This is a genomic window from Dethiosulfatibacter aminovorans DSM 17477 (genome assembly GCF_900142005.1).
Lineage (GTDB): Bacteria > Bacillota > Clostridia > Tissierellales > Dethiosulfatibacteraceae > Dethiosulfatibacter > Dethiosulfatibacter aminovorans.
In genome coordinates, this window is the sequence record NZ_FQZL01000032.1 from 1 (window position 1) to 17,685 (window position 17,685).

General features: G+C 38.0%; 17 protein-coding genes. 10 read left to right on the forward strand and 7 right to left on the reverse strand.

What is annotated here, in order from left to right; genetic code table 11:
* Positions 1–249: IS3 family transposase (locus tag BUB05_RS15510; RefSeq protein WP_139258038.1), on the forward strand; the 249-nt coding region annotated here is incomplete at its 5' end.
* Positions 250–355: 106 nt separating this feature from the next.
* Here BUB05_RS15510 and BUB05_RS15515 read toward each other — a convergent pair.
* From BUB05_RS15515 to BUB05_RS15525, 3 genes are all read right to left on the reverse strand, one after another.
* A complete protein-coding gene (locus tag BUB05_RS15515) occupies positions 356–1,333 on the reverse strand; it encodes an LCP family protein (RefSeq protein ID WP_073050529.1) in 978 nt (325 codons plus the stop codon).
* A gap of 266 nt (positions 1,334–1,599) precedes the next feature.
* The gene (locus tag BUB05_RS15520; RefSeq protein ID WP_073050530.1) at positions 1,600–2,892 is read right to left on the reverse strand and encodes a tyrosine-type recombinase/integrase; all 1,293 of its coding nucleotides are present in this window, start codon (positions 2,890–2,892) and stop codon (positions 1,600–1,602) included.
* The gene (locus BUB05_RS15525) at positions 2,864–4,153 is read right to left on the reverse strand and encodes a hypothetical protein (protein WP_073050531.1); all 1,290 of its coding nucleotides are present in this window, start codon (positions 4,151–4,153) and stop codon (positions 2,864–2,866) included. The genes BUB05_RS15520 and BUB05_RS15525 overlap by 29 nt, the downstream gene beginning before the upstream one ends.
* A 227-nt stretch (positions 4,154–4,380) precedes the next feature.
* On the opposite strand from BUB05_RS15525, the gene BUB05_RS15530 reads away from it, so the two are divergent.
* From BUB05_RS15530 to BUB05_RS15570, 9 genes are all read left to right on the forward strand, one after another.
* Positions 4,381–4,785 (forward strand): helix-turn-helix domain-containing protein, encoded by a 405-nt coding sequence (locus BUB05_RS15530; RefSeq protein ID WP_073050532.1) that lies wholly within the window; start codon positions 4,381–4,383, stop codon positions 4,783–4,785.
* The gene (locus tag BUB05_RS15535; protein ID WP_073050533.1) at positions 4,785–5,162 is read left to right on the forward strand and encodes a hypothetical protein; all 378 of its coding nucleotides are present in this window, start codon (positions 4,785–4,787) and stop codon (positions 5,160–5,162) included. The genes BUB05_RS15530 and BUB05_RS15535 overlap by 1 nt, the downstream gene beginning before the upstream one ends.
* Positions 5,163–5,183: 21 nt before the next feature.
* Positions 5,184–5,387, forward strand: a complete 204-nt coding sequence (locus BUB05_RS18585) for a hypothetical protein (protein WP_139258040.1) — start codon at positions 5,184–5,186, stop codon at positions 5,385–5,387.
* Positions 5,388–5,464: 77 nt separating this feature from the next.
* Positions 5,465–6,352, forward strand: a complete 888-nt coding sequence (locus BUB05_RS15545) for a hypothetical protein (protein WP_073050535.1) — start codon at positions 5,465–5,467, stop codon at positions 6,350–6,352.
* Positions 6,353–6,367: 15 nt separating this feature from the next.
* Positions 6,368–7,675: a DnaB-like helicase C-terminal domain-containing protein gene (locus tag BUB05_RS15550; RefSeq protein WP_073050536.1), complete on the forward strand. Its 1,308-nt coding sequence runs from the start codon at positions 6,368–6,370 to the stop codon at positions 7,673–7,675.
* 11 nt (positions 7,676–7,686) lie between these two features.
* Positions 7,687–7,896: a hypothetical protein gene (locus tag BUB05_RS15555; protein WP_073050537.1), complete on the forward strand. Its 210-nt coding sequence runs from the start codon at positions 7,687–7,689 to the stop codon at positions 7,894–7,896.
* A 36-nt stretch (positions 7,897–7,932) separates the two neighbouring features.
* Positions 7,933–8,418: a sigma-70 RNA polymerase sigma factor region 4 domain-containing protein gene (locus BUB05_RS15560; protein WP_073050538.1), complete on the forward strand. Its 486-nt coding sequence runs from the start codon at positions 7,933–7,935 to the stop codon at positions 8,416–8,418.
* Positions 8,419–8,445: 27 nt separating this feature from the next.
* The gene (locus tag BUB05_RS15565; protein WP_073050539.1) at positions 8,446–8,934 is read left to right on the forward strand and encodes a hypothetical protein; all 489 of its coding nucleotides are present in this window, start codon (positions 8,446–8,448) and stop codon (positions 8,932–8,934) included.
* Positions 8,935–9,212: 278 nt separating this feature from the next.
* On the forward strand, positions 9,213–9,431 hold the full coding sequence (locus BUB05_RS15570; RefSeq protein WP_073050540.1) for a hypothetical protein: 219 nt from the start codon (positions 9,213–9,215) through the stop codon (positions 9,429–9,431).
* 193 nt (positions 9,432–9,624) lie between these two features.
* On the opposite strand, the gene BUB05_RS15575 is transcribed toward BUB05_RS15570, so the two are convergent.
* The 4 genes from BUB05_RS15575 to BUB05_RS15590 form a co-directional block, all read right to left on the reverse strand.
* On the reverse strand, positions 9,625–9,804 hold the full coding sequence (locus BUB05_RS15575; RefSeq protein WP_073050541.1) for a hypothetical protein: 180 nt from the start codon (positions 9,802–9,804) through the stop codon (positions 9,625–9,627).
* A 40-nt stretch (positions 9,805–9,844) separates the two neighbouring features.
* Positions 9,845–10,096 (reverse strand): hypothetical protein, encoded by a 252-nt coding sequence (locus tag BUB05_RS15580; protein WP_073050542.1) that lies wholly within the window; start codon positions 10,094–10,096, stop codon positions 9,845–9,847.
* A 335-nt stretch (positions 10,097–10,431) separates the two neighbouring features.
* Positions 10,432–10,842: a hypothetical protein gene (locus tag BUB05_RS15585; protein WP_073050543.1), complete on the reverse strand. Its 411-nt coding sequence runs from the start codon at positions 10,840–10,842 to the stop codon at positions 10,432–10,434.
* A gap of 362 nt (positions 10,843–11,204) precedes the next feature.
* Complete coding sequence (locus tag BUB05_RS15590) at positions 11,205–16,838, reverse strand: LPD38 domain-containing protein (RefSeq protein WP_073050544.1); 5,634 nt, start codon at positions 16,836–16,838, stop codon at positions 11,205–11,207.
* Between the last annotated feature and the right edge of the window lie 847 nt (positions 16,839–17,685).

A 17,685-nucleotide genomic window follows, 5' to 3' on the forward strand; every position in this document is an offset into this window, starting at 1 on the left:
CTTAATGACGCTGAAATGATCCAAAGCATGTCCAGAGTAGCTAGGTGTATTGATAATGGTCCTATGGAAGCCTTCTGGGGAATGTTAAAATCAGAAATGTACTATTTGAAGAAATTCAATACTTACGATGAGCTGGAAGCAGCAATTAAGGATTATATATTTTATTACAACAACAATCGATATCAGAAGAGATTAAACTGTATGACACCATTGGAATATAGACAATATCTCATGGATAATGCTGCATAAAAATACCGCCAACTAATTAGTTGACGGTACTAAATTTTTTGTTTTTTCTACTGTCTACTTGACAGGGGGCACTTCAGATTAGGATAACATGCTTTAAGTATCTTGGTTAATTCTCTTCTTCCGCTTTTTCAAAGGGAATATCGTACATCGTGTATATGAGTTCCTTAAGCTCTTCATCATCGGCGATGAAAAAGGATGTTTTGCCTATATACTCATCTGTTCCCGGCAAGGTGTAAAAGGTAACGTCATCCATGGACATCCCTGCGGCACCGGAGGCATATCCAACCATATCCGCCAGACCTACATCTGTCCTGAAGCAGCCGAATATTTCATCCACTATGAAGGGAAGTCTGTAGCTCAAGGCCTTGTCTATGGCCCTGTTCATGAATTCCTGCTGCTTCCGTATACGCTGCAGGTCGCCGTAGCTCACAGTACCGTCGCTGCTCTTTCTGAACCTCAGAAACTGTACTGCCTCTTCTCCGTCCAAAACCTGGTTCCCGGCCTTCAAATCTATGAGAAGGGGAGGCTCATCGTAGGGATCCTCGTAATACATGTCAAAGGGCACGTTTATTTCAACTCCATTGAGGGCGTCAATGACATCCTCAACACCTTCAAGGGTAACTATTGCATAATGGTGTACGGGAAGATTCATTGCATCTTCAACAGCCTTTACCAATCCTTCTATGCCTTCATCTCCGTACACTGCATTGATCTTGTATTCAGCTGGATCCTCAAAGCCGCTTCTGAAGCCTTCCTTATAGTAATATGTATCCCTTGGTATGGATATCATATCGACCTTGTTAGTATCCCTGTCATAGCTTGCGAATATGATTGTGTCCGTTCTCACATATTCCAGTCCCACCAGCAGGAAATTGACCCTGTTGCTGCTTGAAACGTATGCTTCATATGTTTCAAGGGTCACAAGATTCGAATCCTGATCGAATCCGTCAAGCCAATGCTCGTCGTAGTTTGGTTCCCTGTTGTTTTTCTCTTCAATTGTCTTATATGTACTATATACCTTCACTCCCGCTATGGACATGAACATAACCATGGCAAGAGAGAATACCTTCAAAAAATGTTTCATTTTTCCCTCCAATATATCATATTAAATAATAGTACATATTATACAAATTTTCAATTAAATTTTCCTTATGATTTGGCACTTTTTTGTGAATTTATAGTAACAATTAACGTTGATATCATGCGATATCAAAAGTTAATGTTGTTTTCTTATCAAATATCGAATGATAGTTTCGTAGGTCAGTAGTAGTCATTTAGTAATCATCAAAAAGTTTATACATTTTTTATGCATTATCCTTCTGATCTATTTAAATCAATGCGTTCATCTATTTAGCATTCGTGTTTAATACTCAATTCTTGGTCCGTATTGTCAGTAAATAATCTGTTCAATTTATCTGATGCTTCTCTGTCTTTTGAATTTAACCCATGAACATAAATATTCATAGTAGTTGTTGTATTTGAATGTCCCAATCTCATTGAAACTGTCTTTATATCTGTATTTTCACCTATCAACAGCGTCGCTGATGTATGTCTCAATGCATGAAATCCATAAACCGGCAAAAGCTTGTTTTTCTTATCCTTATCGCTCAACTTCTTATCCGCATTGATTCTCTTATTATATTTCTTTATTACATTCTTAAGCCAGTTTGTTAGAGTCGAATACCCCAATCCTGTTCCATCTTTCTTTGTCATCAACCAAGGAGTTCTGTTCCATTCATCATCCCACGAAGGCCCCATAAATGCCTTTTCTGCATTTTGACTTAACTTGTATTCCCTTAAAATTGGGTTGAGTGCACTTGGATATGAAATAACTCTTAATGAGCCTGCAGTCTTGGGAATCTTAGTGAACAACCCTTTTTCAGGAGTATAGGATCTAGCGGTATTAATATCAATCGTTTGTTCCTTGAAATCTATGTCATTCCAAGTCAATCCAAGAACTTCTCCCATCCTCATTCCACAAAACAGGGCAAGAAAGAAAGCAACTCTTCTCTGAAGCAACTCACCACTTATTTCATCCATCAATACACCAATCTGTTCTTCATTGAAATGCTTTATTTTTCTGTTTTTTAATTCTTCCAAACTCTTCTTGTGTTTAGGCACCTTTACTCTTTTGCATGGGTTGTCATACAATACACCCCAATAAACCGCCTGCTGCATAAGGGAACTCAATATCCCGAAAATTAACCCTATGGTACTGTCGGAATAACCACCCGTCTTTCCTTCTCCCTTTACACCATCTTCCATAAGGTTATTAAGAAATTGAAGAATATGAGTAGGTTGAACTTCATATAACTTCTTATGTCCAAGTACCGGAAGTATCTTGGTATCCAATCCGGTTTTATAGGCAGACTGGGATTTGTAGGAAAGTGTTGAATTAACATAATCCTTCATCCATCTTTCTGAAAATTGCTTGAGCGTTATGCTTCTATCAACGTACCTGCCACTTTCTACTTCCAACTCAAATTCTATTACAAGCTTTTGGAGCTTCTTGTCCCATTGTTTCTCAGACACATTTCCCGGCTTTTTAAATGACCTTCTTTGGGAAATTTTCTTGCCATCGATGTCATAACCACCTGAAACAGTCACCTGGTAACTATTCCCTCTTTTTCTTACGCTTGCCATTCATTTCCATCTCCTTTCTTACTTCTTTAATTAGTTCTTCAATACTCGCCTCATCATAATAATTCTCCAAAAGCCTTTCATCTTTAATTAATCTTTTATATACTTCAATGGAAATCACCCCTTTCTTTGCTTTATTCTTTAACAGGTTATTATTATCTTTCCATAACAAAAATCCCCTTTCTTTCTCATATGATATTACCTTATTATCTTCATCTCTATTGCCGTTATAATATTTTTTATACACTCTTGTACTCTCAACCTCGATGGGATCTTGTTTCTTTTTCTGGTTACTCTTTTTCTTCGCACCTTTGCCTCCAGGTCTGCACACATCACAAAACTTCTTTCCCGCATGCCCCTTCACTACAAAATACTTCCCGCAAGCAGGGTTTTGACACTTTTCAACTTTAATACCGAGAGACGCTATCTTAACAAGCTCGAAATAACATGCTTCGTCAATATCTACATCCAAGATTTCCACCTCCCTTAAATCATTAAAATACTTCGAATAATCTTCTTTCTCGTTAACATCATGTATATTAATATTTAGGTCGTATGTAACGTCATTTATGCCACTCGAAATCGAATACGTTGTTTTTATGTTCTTTTTTGCAAATGATTTATTAAAAAGTCCATATAAATAAATACTTTTCTTATCAACAATATTAAATTTATGTTGTTCCTTTCCTTTAGATCTTTTTCTCACATCATATGAAAAATCTAATATTTTTCTATATTTATCTGCAATATCTTTGCATTTTTTTAAGTTTTCAATTATTTGATTTAATACATCTTTTTTGAAGTCATGCCCAAAATCGAATGTTCCTCCGTAAATATCAGGAGTTTCAATACGAATTTTAGATATTCTACGATACTCTAACAATATTTCTCTAAATACATCTGAAAACTCCAGTAAAAAAACATGCTTTCTTATCAAATAAAAATAGAGCGTTGCGATATTAGCCTCTGCAACACCAATACAAGGCGGTTCAATAGCCAACGTATCATTTGCATGTTGAATTAATTCATCAAAATCAAGCTCAATAAAAGAAATTAACGATTCGCCAACGCCATAAAAAAATGGGAATAAATATTCATTAAGATTGCAATGCTTTCTTATTAAATCTAAGTCTTCCTCATTGTATCCATTTAGTTCAACTATAAATTTTTCAGGCTCCAAACCAGTTAAAGATTTATCCATTATTTCATAAATTTTATATAGTAAAATATTAATTTTCTTACTTCTGTCATAAACTAATTTCATAACCCCTCCGTTCTTGAAGTATATTTTTTTAATAGATTTCACTTAAACAATCATGTACTTGCTTATATAGTGACCTTATTATATCATGATAGCAAGATAAATATCAAGACGAATTTGAGTGATGTCAACGATGTACCGCTATTTACGTCACAATAGCTTATAACATCAATTGTTTCACGCTTTAAATTTGAAGTATACTTTATCAAAACTACAAGGATGGTGATGTCATGAACAGCAACCTAAAGCAAATCCTGGAGGAAAGAAAAATCCCTGGATGGAAATTGTCGCAATTATCAAAGATTCCCCCTTCAAAAATCTCAAAAATGAAAAACGGAACACTAGCAATTGGACCAAAGCAATTAAACCAATTGGCAAAAGCACTCAATGTCGAAGAGACTGATATTTGTCCCAGAGGCGCTTACTCAACCTATTTCCCCAAAAACAATCTAAAAACTATTAGAGGCGATAAGTCCCAACTAAGCCTTGCGTATGATACAGGCTTACACCCTGCTGTAATATCTCAGATTGAATTACGTAAAATCCCCGGAAATAAAGAAGCACGAAAAAAAATTGCCAAAGCATTATCAGTAAAAGTATCTGACATTTGGCCGGAAGATAAGGAGGAAGAATAATGCAAAGTAGAAACTTGAGTTATGAAGACATATCAATAATCACCGATAAAGTGGCTATCGAACTTATGCGAAGATTGGGACTTTCAAACAACCTACCCCCAGTAATAAAAGAAAGTGAAACGTCCGAATCAAATACAAGCTGCAAATCAATCAAAATAGTAGGCGTGAAAGAATTCAGCAAGGAGACAAACACACCTGAATGCGAAGTGAGAAGGCTCTGCAAGATAGGTGTAATAACCAGCAACCGGGCCGGCCACAGTGCGAAAGGTCGAATAATAATGGACCTCGAAACAGCCAAGGAAGAACTATACGATTTCTTGAGTGGTAAAACAAAGGTTCCCGGACCACCAAAAGGAAATCTCAGGAGAATTGATTAAACAAAGGCAGGTGATGCATTCATGGAAAAATTAGATCCTTCAGCAGAATACTTTATCCATGCACACTCAGAGCTCCTATTGAAATTAAATGCTGGTCCTCACTATGCATGTCAAGGCAATAAAGAAGCTCTTGAGTCAGAAATCAATTGCAGGCCTGATAGAAAATCCATTTACAAAGCATCTTGGAAAGAATACCAGGAAAAAGCAAGCAAAAGAAAGAGGTGATAGTATGACACAATATGTAATAAAAATCTTCATTCCATCAAGCGTTTTCAACGACGTTGGTATAGAAGGTGATTGAAGTGAATGAAGGATGGGCAGCAATTCAAAGAGCTTTAATTGATCACTGGTTATGGCAAGATAAACCCTTCACCAAAGGACAAGCATGGGTAGATATTATTCTGATGGTAAACCACGAGGACAATAAAGTTTTAATTGGCAATGATGTAGTACCTATTCCAAGAGGTGGCAGAATAACCTCTATCAGGAAATTAGAAAAAAGATGGGGTTGGTCTAATACTAAGGTAAAGTCATTCTTAGATTTATTAAAGAAAGAGGGAATGATTGATTATCAAAGCGACACTAAGAAAACAGTCATAACTGTTATAAATTACAGCATTTACCAATTTGATAAAAAAGAAAAAACATCACCCACTATTCCCGATACACCAATTGAAGGTGATAAAAAGCATCATGAAAACGACGCCAGTACAGGAGAATCAAACCTAGGCAGTGACAGCGATTCGACATCTAATGTTGCAGGGAAATCAAAGGAAAAACATCACGAAAACACTGCAAAAACATCTCGTGAACATACAAACAATAATGTTTACAATGATGATAAGTATAAAGATATATATGATTATTATTTATCTCTAGATTTAATCAATCACAGAAGCTATTCGGAAGACATGATAAAAGGAATGAAAAAAGCAGAAAAAGAGCTAAACCTTGATACCGAACATATGAAGCGAATGCTTAAACGGCATGAAGAAAAGGTTGAATCAACTAAAAAGAATGGTCAGTATGCCACAAGAAAAAGATCTTTAGCAGATTTCTTCGGACAACGAAAAAATAAAAGCACCAGCCTCATATGCTCTGATTATCTTGACGAACGATACGAAGAACAAGAACAGAAAAGAAATCGTAAACCTTTTGAACCAGAGTTTGTTTACATAGACGAAGACTAGAAAGAGAGGTGAAAAATGTTAGAAAAAGAAATACTAGGAGCTTGCCTGCTTGACACCAAAGCTGCAGACATAGCCATAACGGAACTTAATAAAAGCAACTTCACTGGCGAGAGCCAAGAGATATTTGAAGTGATATGCAATTTGAGAGAACAAGGCAAGGAAGCAGACGTAATAACCGTAAATACAATACTAAAAAACGCTCCCTATCTGTTCAAGCTAACGGATAATATAGCTACTACCAGACTAATCAAGCAGCATTGCAAAGACCTTAAGAAGCAAGTTCTCAAAAGAGATTTGCGGACCAAGCTTATTGAGATAGTCAACGCAAGTGAAGAGCTAGAGCCAGAAGACATAAAGACAAGACTTGCAGAACTGGACAAGGAAATCGAGGTTGAAGATATCCAAACAGAAATAAGGGACCTGGACCTTAAGCCATACAAAGGGATTGTCGAGGTTCAGAACAAGTTCATTTCAACTGGATTGCCAACAATAGATTATGCCTTGAATGATTTGGTCGGTGGATTAACAACTCTTGTGGCAGGCAGAAACAATGGCGGTAAGACAACTTTTTGTAATCAGGTGATTGCAAATGCAATAGACAAAGGCCATAAAGTTCTTGTTGTTAACGGCGAAGAAAAGCAGGAAGTTACAGTTAACAAACTGTATACGGCGGTTATAGGCAGGGATGAAGAACATTTTAATTCTATCAAAATAAATAGGCGTTTCAAGAAAGAGCCTAAGAAAGAAACGTTGAGGGCTTTGCAAAAATGGCATAGAGGAAAACTAAAAGTGTTCAGTAAGGGTGAAAGCAACCTGAAAACAACAGACCAGTTATTCATGTTGATGCGAAAAGAATTGAAAAAATCACAACAAGATTTAATAGTCCTGGATAATCTCATGAGCTTACTTACGGTAACGTCCGACACAGAAAAGAACGGCAAACAGGCAGAATTCATGCAAAAGTGCTGCGATATGGCGAAAGAAAACAATGTACATATAATCGTGGTGCTGCATCCTAATAAAACATACCGTAAGGGTGACGAAATGGAGAGCGAACAGATTGCAGGAACTTCGGACCTTGCCAATAAAGCGGATAATATCATCACCGTTATCAGAGAGTACGACGAAGGTAAAATAGTGAAAGGTATTAACGGTTACATTAAAGTCCAAAAGAATAGGGATTATTCGGATCTTCCGAAAGCGGAGGTTTACTTTGACCCGAATACTGGATTGCTATTGGAAAGAGAGTCAGAAACAGGGAAAGTGAAGGCTTATACATTCAAATGGCAACAATATTTAAATGCTGCTCCCTGGGACGATTAAAGGAGGTATCCATGGAAAAATACCAAGAAGAATACGATAAGCTCCTTGCAAGAGAAAAGAAAGCAGTAAACTGGCTTGATTCTCCTGAAAGGGCACCTGGAGAAATCGAAAAGCACTTACCAAACTATGAAAACATCCTGGACAATCTCAATATGCTGATATCTAAGCATAACATATCCGGGAAAGAAATCCTTCAAGGCTTCACCGAAGTCAACAGCTAAGTTGCAGCAATCCATGTATATCAGGAGGTTACTTGTTTGACTAGCAGAAAAAAGCTTGAAAAAGATTTTAAGAAAGTAGATCTCTTCCTGAGAAAGTATATTCCGATTACTAGAGAAATTAAATTCTGCCAGGAGCAACTTTATGAACTTGAGTCAGAGGATATGGATACCTTAAGAGCCTACAATCCAAGTGGAGTCAGGGTACAAACTTCAAATATTTTCAATGCTATTGAAGATGCTGTAATAAGAAAAGAAATTGCCACCGAGGAATTGAACAGTCAAATCATGAAACTGGCAAAGAAGAAAGACAAAATAGATAAATTCATTGAGTGGCTTAACTATGACAAATATATTGACCGTTACACAGTTATTAGAAAGTATTATTGTAACGATATGAGAACATCTGAAATAGCCAAGGATATGGGCATCACAATAAGTACTGTCAGTAAGATAAAGAAACTCGCAATACGTTACTTAATCAATGTTTACGATGATTCCAGAGAAGTATGGGACCTGATATAAGAAATTCAACAATAGAGGAGGAACAGCATGTGTGCTGCATTTAGACGCTCACAAGTCTATCTTAACGTTGAAGATATCCTGGAAAGCTATATTCTAATAATTGAAAGTATAGATTACTACATGCGGGTTATGGAAAAAATGAGAGAAGAGCTCGAATTATCAAGCTTTACTTCACTGGCCTGTAAACTCATAAAAATTCAAGCTTCTGATAGCAGTAATTCCATTATAACTCCAATTCTAAACCAGGTAAGCAAGCTGATTCAATTAGAAAGAAAGATAAATAAAAAACGACAGGAGATAGACACAATAATTAAATTTATGGAATGCCTGAAAGATGTCCCGGACCAGGATCAACTCGAAGTTATCAAACTTCGTTATGTTGAAGGTTTAAGAACCTGTGATATAGCCGAAAGATGGAATAAGGATTCTAGGATAGTTCGACGAAAGAAAGAGAAGGCAATACTTAACCTTCTGAAGGTTTATAATAAGCGCGGAGAAGAGTTTGGATTCAAATAGCCAAACACCATAAATTGGTATGTTGAATATGGCAGTAATACAAAGCATAATACTTAAAACTATGTATTGGGGAATACATATTCTATTCATATTTCCATAAGATTCTATTTGATATCAAATAGATGCAAATAGATTCAAAGCGATGGCAAAGCGACGTCACTTTGACGTCAAAACGACTCCTAGGCATTGAATTTACTACATTTCTTTATTGACATAAACCACAAATAGGCGTATGCTAAAAAAGAAGCAAAATTCATAAAAGGACTGGGTATATTAAAATGAAAAGAGAAACAATTGACGGACAGCAGTACATCGTCGAGAGAATCGGCGATACTAAGGTGATTCATGTAGGTTTAGAAGACTTGCCATTTGTAGACAAGCTTGTAATGACCGATGGGACTATTATTCAAAATATGAAGTTCGAACGAATAGCAGTGCCACCAATTCATGAAGTAAAGCAACAGCTTGAATCAAATAACAATCTACAGTATTCATAATTAACTAAAGCTCCCTTTCGAGGAGCTTTTTATATTGGAATTTTGTACATTCATGTTACATTTAAGCATCTATTTGTAACACAAATGTTACATAGCAAAATCGATGTTTTATTGTAATTTTCAACACTTTTAAGGATTCAGCTGTGACGAGACACCCCGGGTGTTGAACTAATTGGAATTATCGAACAGTTACTTACTCTACTTCCAAGAGAGGAGCTTCATTACCCTTGTGAGTAAAGATAACAACCTTGTCCATCTTCTCCTTTAAGCGACCATACATGGTCTTATCCGCTTCATTTTCGCTCATAGCTTCCAATGTCTTGCAACCTTCAAACAAAAGCTTATAATCCTCATATGTTAGTTCTATTTTCATTGCACATACCTCCGTTATCTGATTAGTTTACTCCCAAAATTTAAGGATAAATATTTAGCTCTATTCCTAGAAAATCTGCACCTAAAATCACAATTGTTCCTATGACTGCTGCAATTACTAGTAAAATAGCAAATAGCATTCCTGCGCCATTTACGAACAGTATTAAAAATGCAGATACTTTATTTAGGATTTTTACAAAAAGTCTTGGATTCTTCTCGTCCTCGATATTCATAGTAGTTATTACCCAAACTGCAAAAACAAAGAAACACAATAACCAAATTGCCCATCTCATATCGTCTACTCCTTTATTTTGTTCTTTCCTTTTCTTAATCTTTTCATAATATTTTTAAATGAATCTAATATGAATTGAAAGCCGCCTTAAGAGAAATTATATTTTTTGTGAGACAGGAAACGCATATATAACAAGGGGCCCTTTTACCCCCTACCTTTGTTTCTATGGGGAGCGATTGGGTACTTGTGTGTAGGTGAGAGTAAAGGTAAATCCTGCGAGCGCCGGTAATTTCCGCCTACCCCCCACCCCCTATCTTCCTTTTCTGATATGGGCTTCCTGTGGAAATAGTTCTCTCAAAAAATAAGCCAGGTGAACTTGATTCAAAGTCCCCCTTTTCATCTAAGCAGATTCATCCACCATTCCCGAGGTGGATCATACCACTCCAGTTGTTCCATCTGTTCTATCAGATAATTCAGAAGGTGGTCCCTTAACTCGTCCATGCTCTTGCAGACCTTCATCGATTCCAGGGTCAAAGGAAATAAATCTCGTTCCTCATCTTCCTCTGTGAACATTTCCAGTATCATTTTATAAGTCCAGATCGCTTCCATGGTATTGATATGCTCAATCGTTTGGGCCTTACTTCTGTTTTCCTTGTCCCAATCATCAAGCTCCTCTATTCTCTCCTTTATGACCTGCAGAATAGGAACCGTATCCCAATATTTACCAGGGAACTTTTCCATTATGTACTGATTCAAAGGATGCTGCATCACTTCTTCCAAGTCTTTTGGATAACTGTACTTCTTCATGGACTCACCTCATTCGATTTATTATCACCCATTTCCCGGTGAAACAACTTGTCACACCCCGAAAAGTTTTGTCGCAAAATTACATTTTTTAGACAAAACCGAATTTTGACAGTATATTTATACTTCTGCTTATTTAAGAAAAATGCCATGGTTCAAATTATATTTATACTATCAAAGTTGATGCATCATAGTATTTTCAACGTTTTGAACTCATGGCATTGATTCAGGGCTCAATTATTCTGTGCAATTTATAGATTTGTAAATATACACTCAATGTTGCTACTTAAGTATATTCTATCATATTTTTGAATATATGCATTCTTATTTCTGCATAAGTCATACAAATTTTATGCAATTTCTGCCTATTTCTTATGCTTTTCATAATATTCAATGGCTTTATCGGCATAAGCAACAATTTTCTTTCGGTAGTCTCTGATTTTCTTTTCCTTCTCTGCATCGGTGTAATTCTTACTTGCTTCTACTCTCTTAATCAGATCCCAATACTTGTTGATTCTGCTATACATTCCACTGAAATATGTCTGCGCTGCAGGATTGTAATCATCTGTCTTGATTCTCTCCGCCTTGTACAGGGTGCTTGCTTCATCCAGTCTTTCCTTAAGTTCATAGAAATCATTGACTTTATCATTGCTGTAAACGACATCCGTTGTAACCCTGCTTGTAATAACCTTCTTCACTGGATCCTCGGAAGGTGTTGTAAGCGGAAGAACTATATCTCCTACTATTCCTGACATCTGGTCTATAAGATAGTCAATGTTCTTCGGCGAACTGTACGGTCCAAGGATATTCGGCATAGCCTTCCCTATCATAATGGCAAACTTACTAGTCTTGTCATCGTACTGATAATCAAGAGGTTTGCTCTGCAGGTTATAAGGAACAATTGGAGCTCCGGTCCAGGATTTATTCATGGCCACTTCCATCAAGGGCCATCCAACAGGTTTGATTGGTGGAACGAAAACATTCATGAAACTATCATCAAGCTTTTCAAAGGCATCGTCTTCACCGGCCAAGAATCTTATCATTCTATCCTCAATAGTAGAAAACACAAAGGCAAGCTCTCTCGGTTTAGGTATCCTTATGAATTTGCCATCTGCATACTTGATTAACCAATAGTTGTCCCTAATTCCCTTTGAAACATTCTTGTAGTCATCATCATCCCTGTAATGCCATGCCAACATGATAGTCGGAAGAGTCAAGGTTACAAGCCCCTTGATTAGTGCTGCCTTCCTGGTTTCCTTGTCTTGTGTCATCCTGTACATTTTATCAAGGCCCTGAAGTCCGGCATTGAAGAAGGGTATCACCTGGAAGAAAGGATAATTCATAATTTGGCCTTTCTTCATGAAATTGAGTGTAACATCAGAGGACTCATAAAGGGCCTTTAGAACTGCATCCTGCTGCTTCATGCCTTTATCTATAGCCTGGTTATACATCTTGTAGAATTCAACCTGCCTTGGTGCGGACTCTATAGCATCGTTGAACTTCTCAAGGCCCATCAAGAGTTTATGCCCTTTCCCTGACTTCTCAAAGCCAAGCTTGTTGCGGACCTCTTTCATCATGTTACGCTGTGAACCTGATATACTGGAACCGAAACCACCACCAAGAATCCTGTATGTCTGATTAGCTTCATCATGGAATATAACAGACTTGAAGCTTTCCCCAAGCTCTCCAACATACTTCACTGGATTATTCTCATGTCCCTGGATGAATCCGGTCTGAATATCTCTTGGAAGGTTGGACAAGGTACCAAACACGGGGTTTCCTGATGTTATAAGGTCCGTGAATACTCTCTTAAGCTTCACCCAAGCCTTAAAGAATCCGTCAAGCTGCATAGGATTAAAGCTCGTCAAAGCTTCATGCAAAAACCTGTCGTTTATCTTATAGAAATGGACCTTGCTTTCACGATCTATTACAGTCAAGACTTCATCATCCTTGCTGTAGTTTGATGCCGTAAACCACTCAATCTGGTTGTCGATATATCTTTCCATGACATCTATAGGTGAATACTTGCCGTCAAGGTAATCTCCCATTATTTCATGTATCTCCGCCTGGTCATCTGCATTGTTCAGGAAATGTTGCTCGACATCCCCAAGTACGTTCTTTATCTCTTCTATGTCCGCTCCTGCTTCTTCAAGCTTATCAAAGAGCTTTTCCTTTGTTTTGTCAGTCCTGAAAAGAAGAGTAGCCAGTTCCTTGTCTGATAATCTAAGACCATGGTTCTGTGCTATATAATCATTCAAATAGCCTATTGCCATGGAGTTTTTAAGCTGCGTTGCATCATAAGTATGGTAATCCATGGGCCTGTTTATCTTGTGATAAAATTCCCCTATTCCTTCAACCTTCTTTGTGTACAGGTTGTGCATAGAAAGCATTACTTCCCTCTTAAGCTGTGCATCAACAATCTTGAACATCTGCAGGACCATACTTTCAAGCGGATTGTATGTATCGAAGCCGCTTCCCTTTTCGCTCAACTTCTGTATAGGTGCTTTCTGGCTGCCAATACCTTTCTTGTTCCCGGTCTTTACCAAGTTTCCATTAGGATCTATGGAATAACCTTCATCCACCCTGAACATTGGAACATAGTTGGGATACCTTTCAAGCATGTTCTCCCAAGCTTCTTCACTGATGAATCCTGTATCAACCATCCATGATTCCATGAACTTGTTCCACCACTCATGAAGTTCTTTGGCTGTTTCAACAAACTCGGGATGTCTGGCTTCTGAAGCTGCAATGTGTTCTTTAACCATTCCAATGGTAAACTGGGGAGAATAAACCCGATGCCCTTTCTCCATAAGGTCATATGCATGCTTGTTCTTCAGGTAGACTGCAAAATCTTTTTCGTTCTCAGATATCGGTGCCAGTATGTCAGCAAAGTTTCTGTTGTCTATGAGATTGGATTGAGGGTCTATCATGCCAGTTGCATTACCTGATTTCACACCGCCCACCATTGCTGCTGCTATCTGTTGTGACCTTGATGTGTGCAAGGCAAGTATATAAGGGTTCTTACTGGGATTCAATTCCTTTGCAGTCGCATTCTCCACGTACTTGGACAGGTTTAAAAGTCCCAATTTATCCTCAAACAATAGGCTGTGCAATCTCATTGAAAGATATTTCTTTTTATCCTTGAAGGACCTGTAATCCCCTTTATCTGTATAACTTTGAATCGTGCTTCCAATCATTTCCGTTATTCCTGCTGCAGTGAAGCTGCTCATATCCTGTTGAGTTGCCTGGACCGCTTTCAAATCCTCGCTATCCAACAAATCCTCAAAGATATCATAAAATGCCGGTCCGAATTCCTTAGCTGCTTCGGGATCTACTATGTACATCTTGAAGAATTCCGCAATTGCTTCACCTGGTAATTCCTTCTGCTTATAATTCTTAATGAATGCTGCAGGTAGGTTCTTGACCATTTCCTTCGTGGCTGCAGGGTTCGCTTCACTCAAATCATATTTACTGTCAAGGTGATGACCAATCTCGTGCATTACAACTTCAATGTCGTTGTCGTACTTGATTCTTACAGTCTTGGGAACAATCTCATAATATCCGGTTGCCTTTCTCTTCCTGAACTGCCTGCTGTCCACCGGAAGTTTAAAGTGGCTGGAAAGCTCCGATATCATTTGATTGAAACTCTTAATCTGTTTCTTATCTCCCTTTGCTGCAATGTTCTCCACCATTTCATGAAACATTGATTTCCCTGAATATCCATAGTTGTTCACTTCCTGGGCCTTGTCTACTTCCTCATTAACACTTGATTCAACTGTAATTGATGGTTTGATATCCTCAACGTTCTTCCTTGCCATCTTTGCCAGTTTCTTCTTTCCAATTGAAAACTCCTGCCCTTTTAGGTTCTGAACCCTTACAGTGGTTTCATCCTTCTCTTCCACGACATTCAACAGACCATACACATTCGTTTCAAGCCATCCATTTTCTACTTTTTCAATCTTATCTGCTTCCTTCATTGCCGCATCGGCCACATCATGCTGTTCAAGAGCTTCCTGTTTTCTGCTCGTTTCCATGTTCTGCAATGCTGTTTCTATTTCCTGGCTGCTTTCAATCTTCTTCCCTTCAATGACCATATCATCAAGCGATTTGAAAATACCATCAAACAAGGCTATCTCCTTGCTGTATTGGTCCCCTTTACCGTCCTTCTTCAAGGTTTCAATAATGGCCTGTCCCGCTTCCTGGGCTTCAATTATGTCATCATTGGCAAAATAACTGTAATCATTTGATATAACCACGTCATAAACCTGTCTGCCATATCTTGTGAGTTGAGCCATATTAACCTTGTCTATTCCGTCCAAGGCCATTTCCTTTATGGTCCCGACATCTGTGTTGGTAGCAATGCTTTTCAGGCTATCAACAAAGGCCTTGTTATCTTCAATATTTGCACCATCGGGTACCATTGAATTAACGGCAAGAACTTGACTTATATTTTCAGAAAGCTGCCCTTCTGTCTTTTTAATTTTATTATTCCTGCTTAAATTAGATCCTGTTTGAATGACATTGCCGGGACCTACCATGATAGGCATAGCCTTAAGGGTTTGCGTTGCAGTCTGAACAAGTCTAGCTCCATTCTCGGCAGTGAAGGGAGTATAATCCTTGTTACCCATCCTCTTTTGAGCAACAGTCTCACCTATGATATTAGTTGTTTCCTGGGCAACCTCTTCTGCTGTCTCCGATGCTATATCCTTGGCAAACTCTTTTAAGCCTGTCATGATAGTTTTCCCGGAGGTGTTTCTTATATACTTTTGTGCAACTTCCTCTGCCCCTTCACTTATACCTGCAGAAAGGACCTTTCCTACAACCGGAAGTTTCTTGGCGATAGTTCCAACCTGGGCAACTTCTATTCCTGCATTGGCAAGACCGACATATGTTGCAACCTGTGAAGCGATATCAGAAGATATTCCTTGCTCTATCATATCGGCATATGCAAAGCCGGCTTCCAGTTGATAACTTGCCATAGCAGAGCCCATGGCCGAACCCATCTTAAAACCTATTGCTGCCGCTCCGGGAACTGTTACTATTTCCTCCGGTGTTGCTATTTGTGGTCCCATTTGACCGCCAAGGGCTGCTGCGCTTCCTGCTCCTATAGCTCCGGCTAGACCTGTTTCCGCTCCACCCTTCATTGTTTCTACCATGAAAGGCACCATTTCTGCGGATGCAAGTCCCATCTGTCCAAGTAGGTTTTCATTGTCTTGATTAAATATTTCAGGATGAAGCTGTGCATAGTCCTTAACTTTTGCCCTCATCCATACCATATCGCTATCTTGCCCAGTCATATCCTTGTATGCTTCATAGGCATACTGGATATTAAGCTTGTTGAAATCATAAGTGTTTTTCACCTTATCTGAATATGACTGCTTTTCATTGTAATCCATCATTAAGTTCTTAACACTGTTCGGTGCATCCTGATAATCGTTGATGTCAATCTTGTAATTGGCTGCACTCGATACATTTGTAGTGGTTCCTGGACTGTATTTCTGCATTATTGCATCAGAGAGTGTTGTCTCTTTTTCCTTCTCTATTCCTGAATTCGCCCATTCCTGTGCCTTTGTTGCCCTCGGAGAACCAATTGCTTGATTGTTTACTCCGTCAATCTGAGACTGATTCACGCCCATGGCCCTTGCTGCTCTGGGATTGTTCTGCATAGTCTCTGTCGTTCCGATACTCCTATTATCGTCAAGATCTATACTTGGTATATGACTCTTGATAGTCTCCGATACACTTGAAATACCTTCTTTGAGTTTATCTACAAATGAAGTTTCTTCAGGCTTTTCTTGAACAACTGCCTTTGAAGTTCCATATTGCTCGTAGCCCTTGGGAAGACTTTCGTTGTATTTCTCACAATAATCTACTAAAGCATCTATTCCCTTTTCCGTTACCTTTGAACCGGTCCTTTCAACAAAACCGGTCCTTATACCACTTAAAACTTGCGCTCCTGGATGATTGTTATAATTGTATTTTGAAAAATCTGTACTCATTGCTTATTGCACCACCTTTCCGTTTATCGTCTCGGCAACATTTCCGCTTCGTCATGGTGCTTTTTCCCCTTCAAGATATCATTACATATCCAGATACACTAACACGCCTTAAAACCGAAATATTGACTTATTTTTCTTCTGATTCAATTATATCATTAAGAAGGCACAATTTATGCATATTTTCTTTGATTTTATTCACTGAAAAAAAGAATAATTGTCTATAAACTATTGAACACATCAGATGTAGGATAATATGAACGTCAAGTAATATTATTTGCACAACACAGAAGAATAGCTATATTACTCCATTTCAAGAAATACGCATGCATGTATAGTATGTAACCTCATTGGTGTTATCTCGTCTACCCTAGAAGAAAGCAAACGACACACCCAAATGTATAAATACACATACAAACAAGCAATATACACAAAATCCGCACTTTTTAGAATGAATCCCCATCTCTACGACTCAATCACTACAACCGTTCATTAAACTCATATCAAGCCATTCTACGGTACTCAGATAACACCAAACATAAAAAAGTACTCATCACCAAGTATAGGTTTGCATAATTTGCAAAACAGGACAACCTTAAGTCATATGAACTGCTGCAATTCAACCAATTCAAAACCATTTATACTAATTCACAGGCTAGAATCTCAACAGCATTATCACCCATATAGTGTCACAATAAACTAAAATTTTATGCTGCCTTTCCTGATGTTCCTGGAAAAACACCTCAATACTTTCAGATGATATTCACTTTCCAAACCTTCGAATATCTTTCAATAACTCATCATAATTTGCGTTTCTTTATTGTCATATGCCATATTGCTTGATATAATA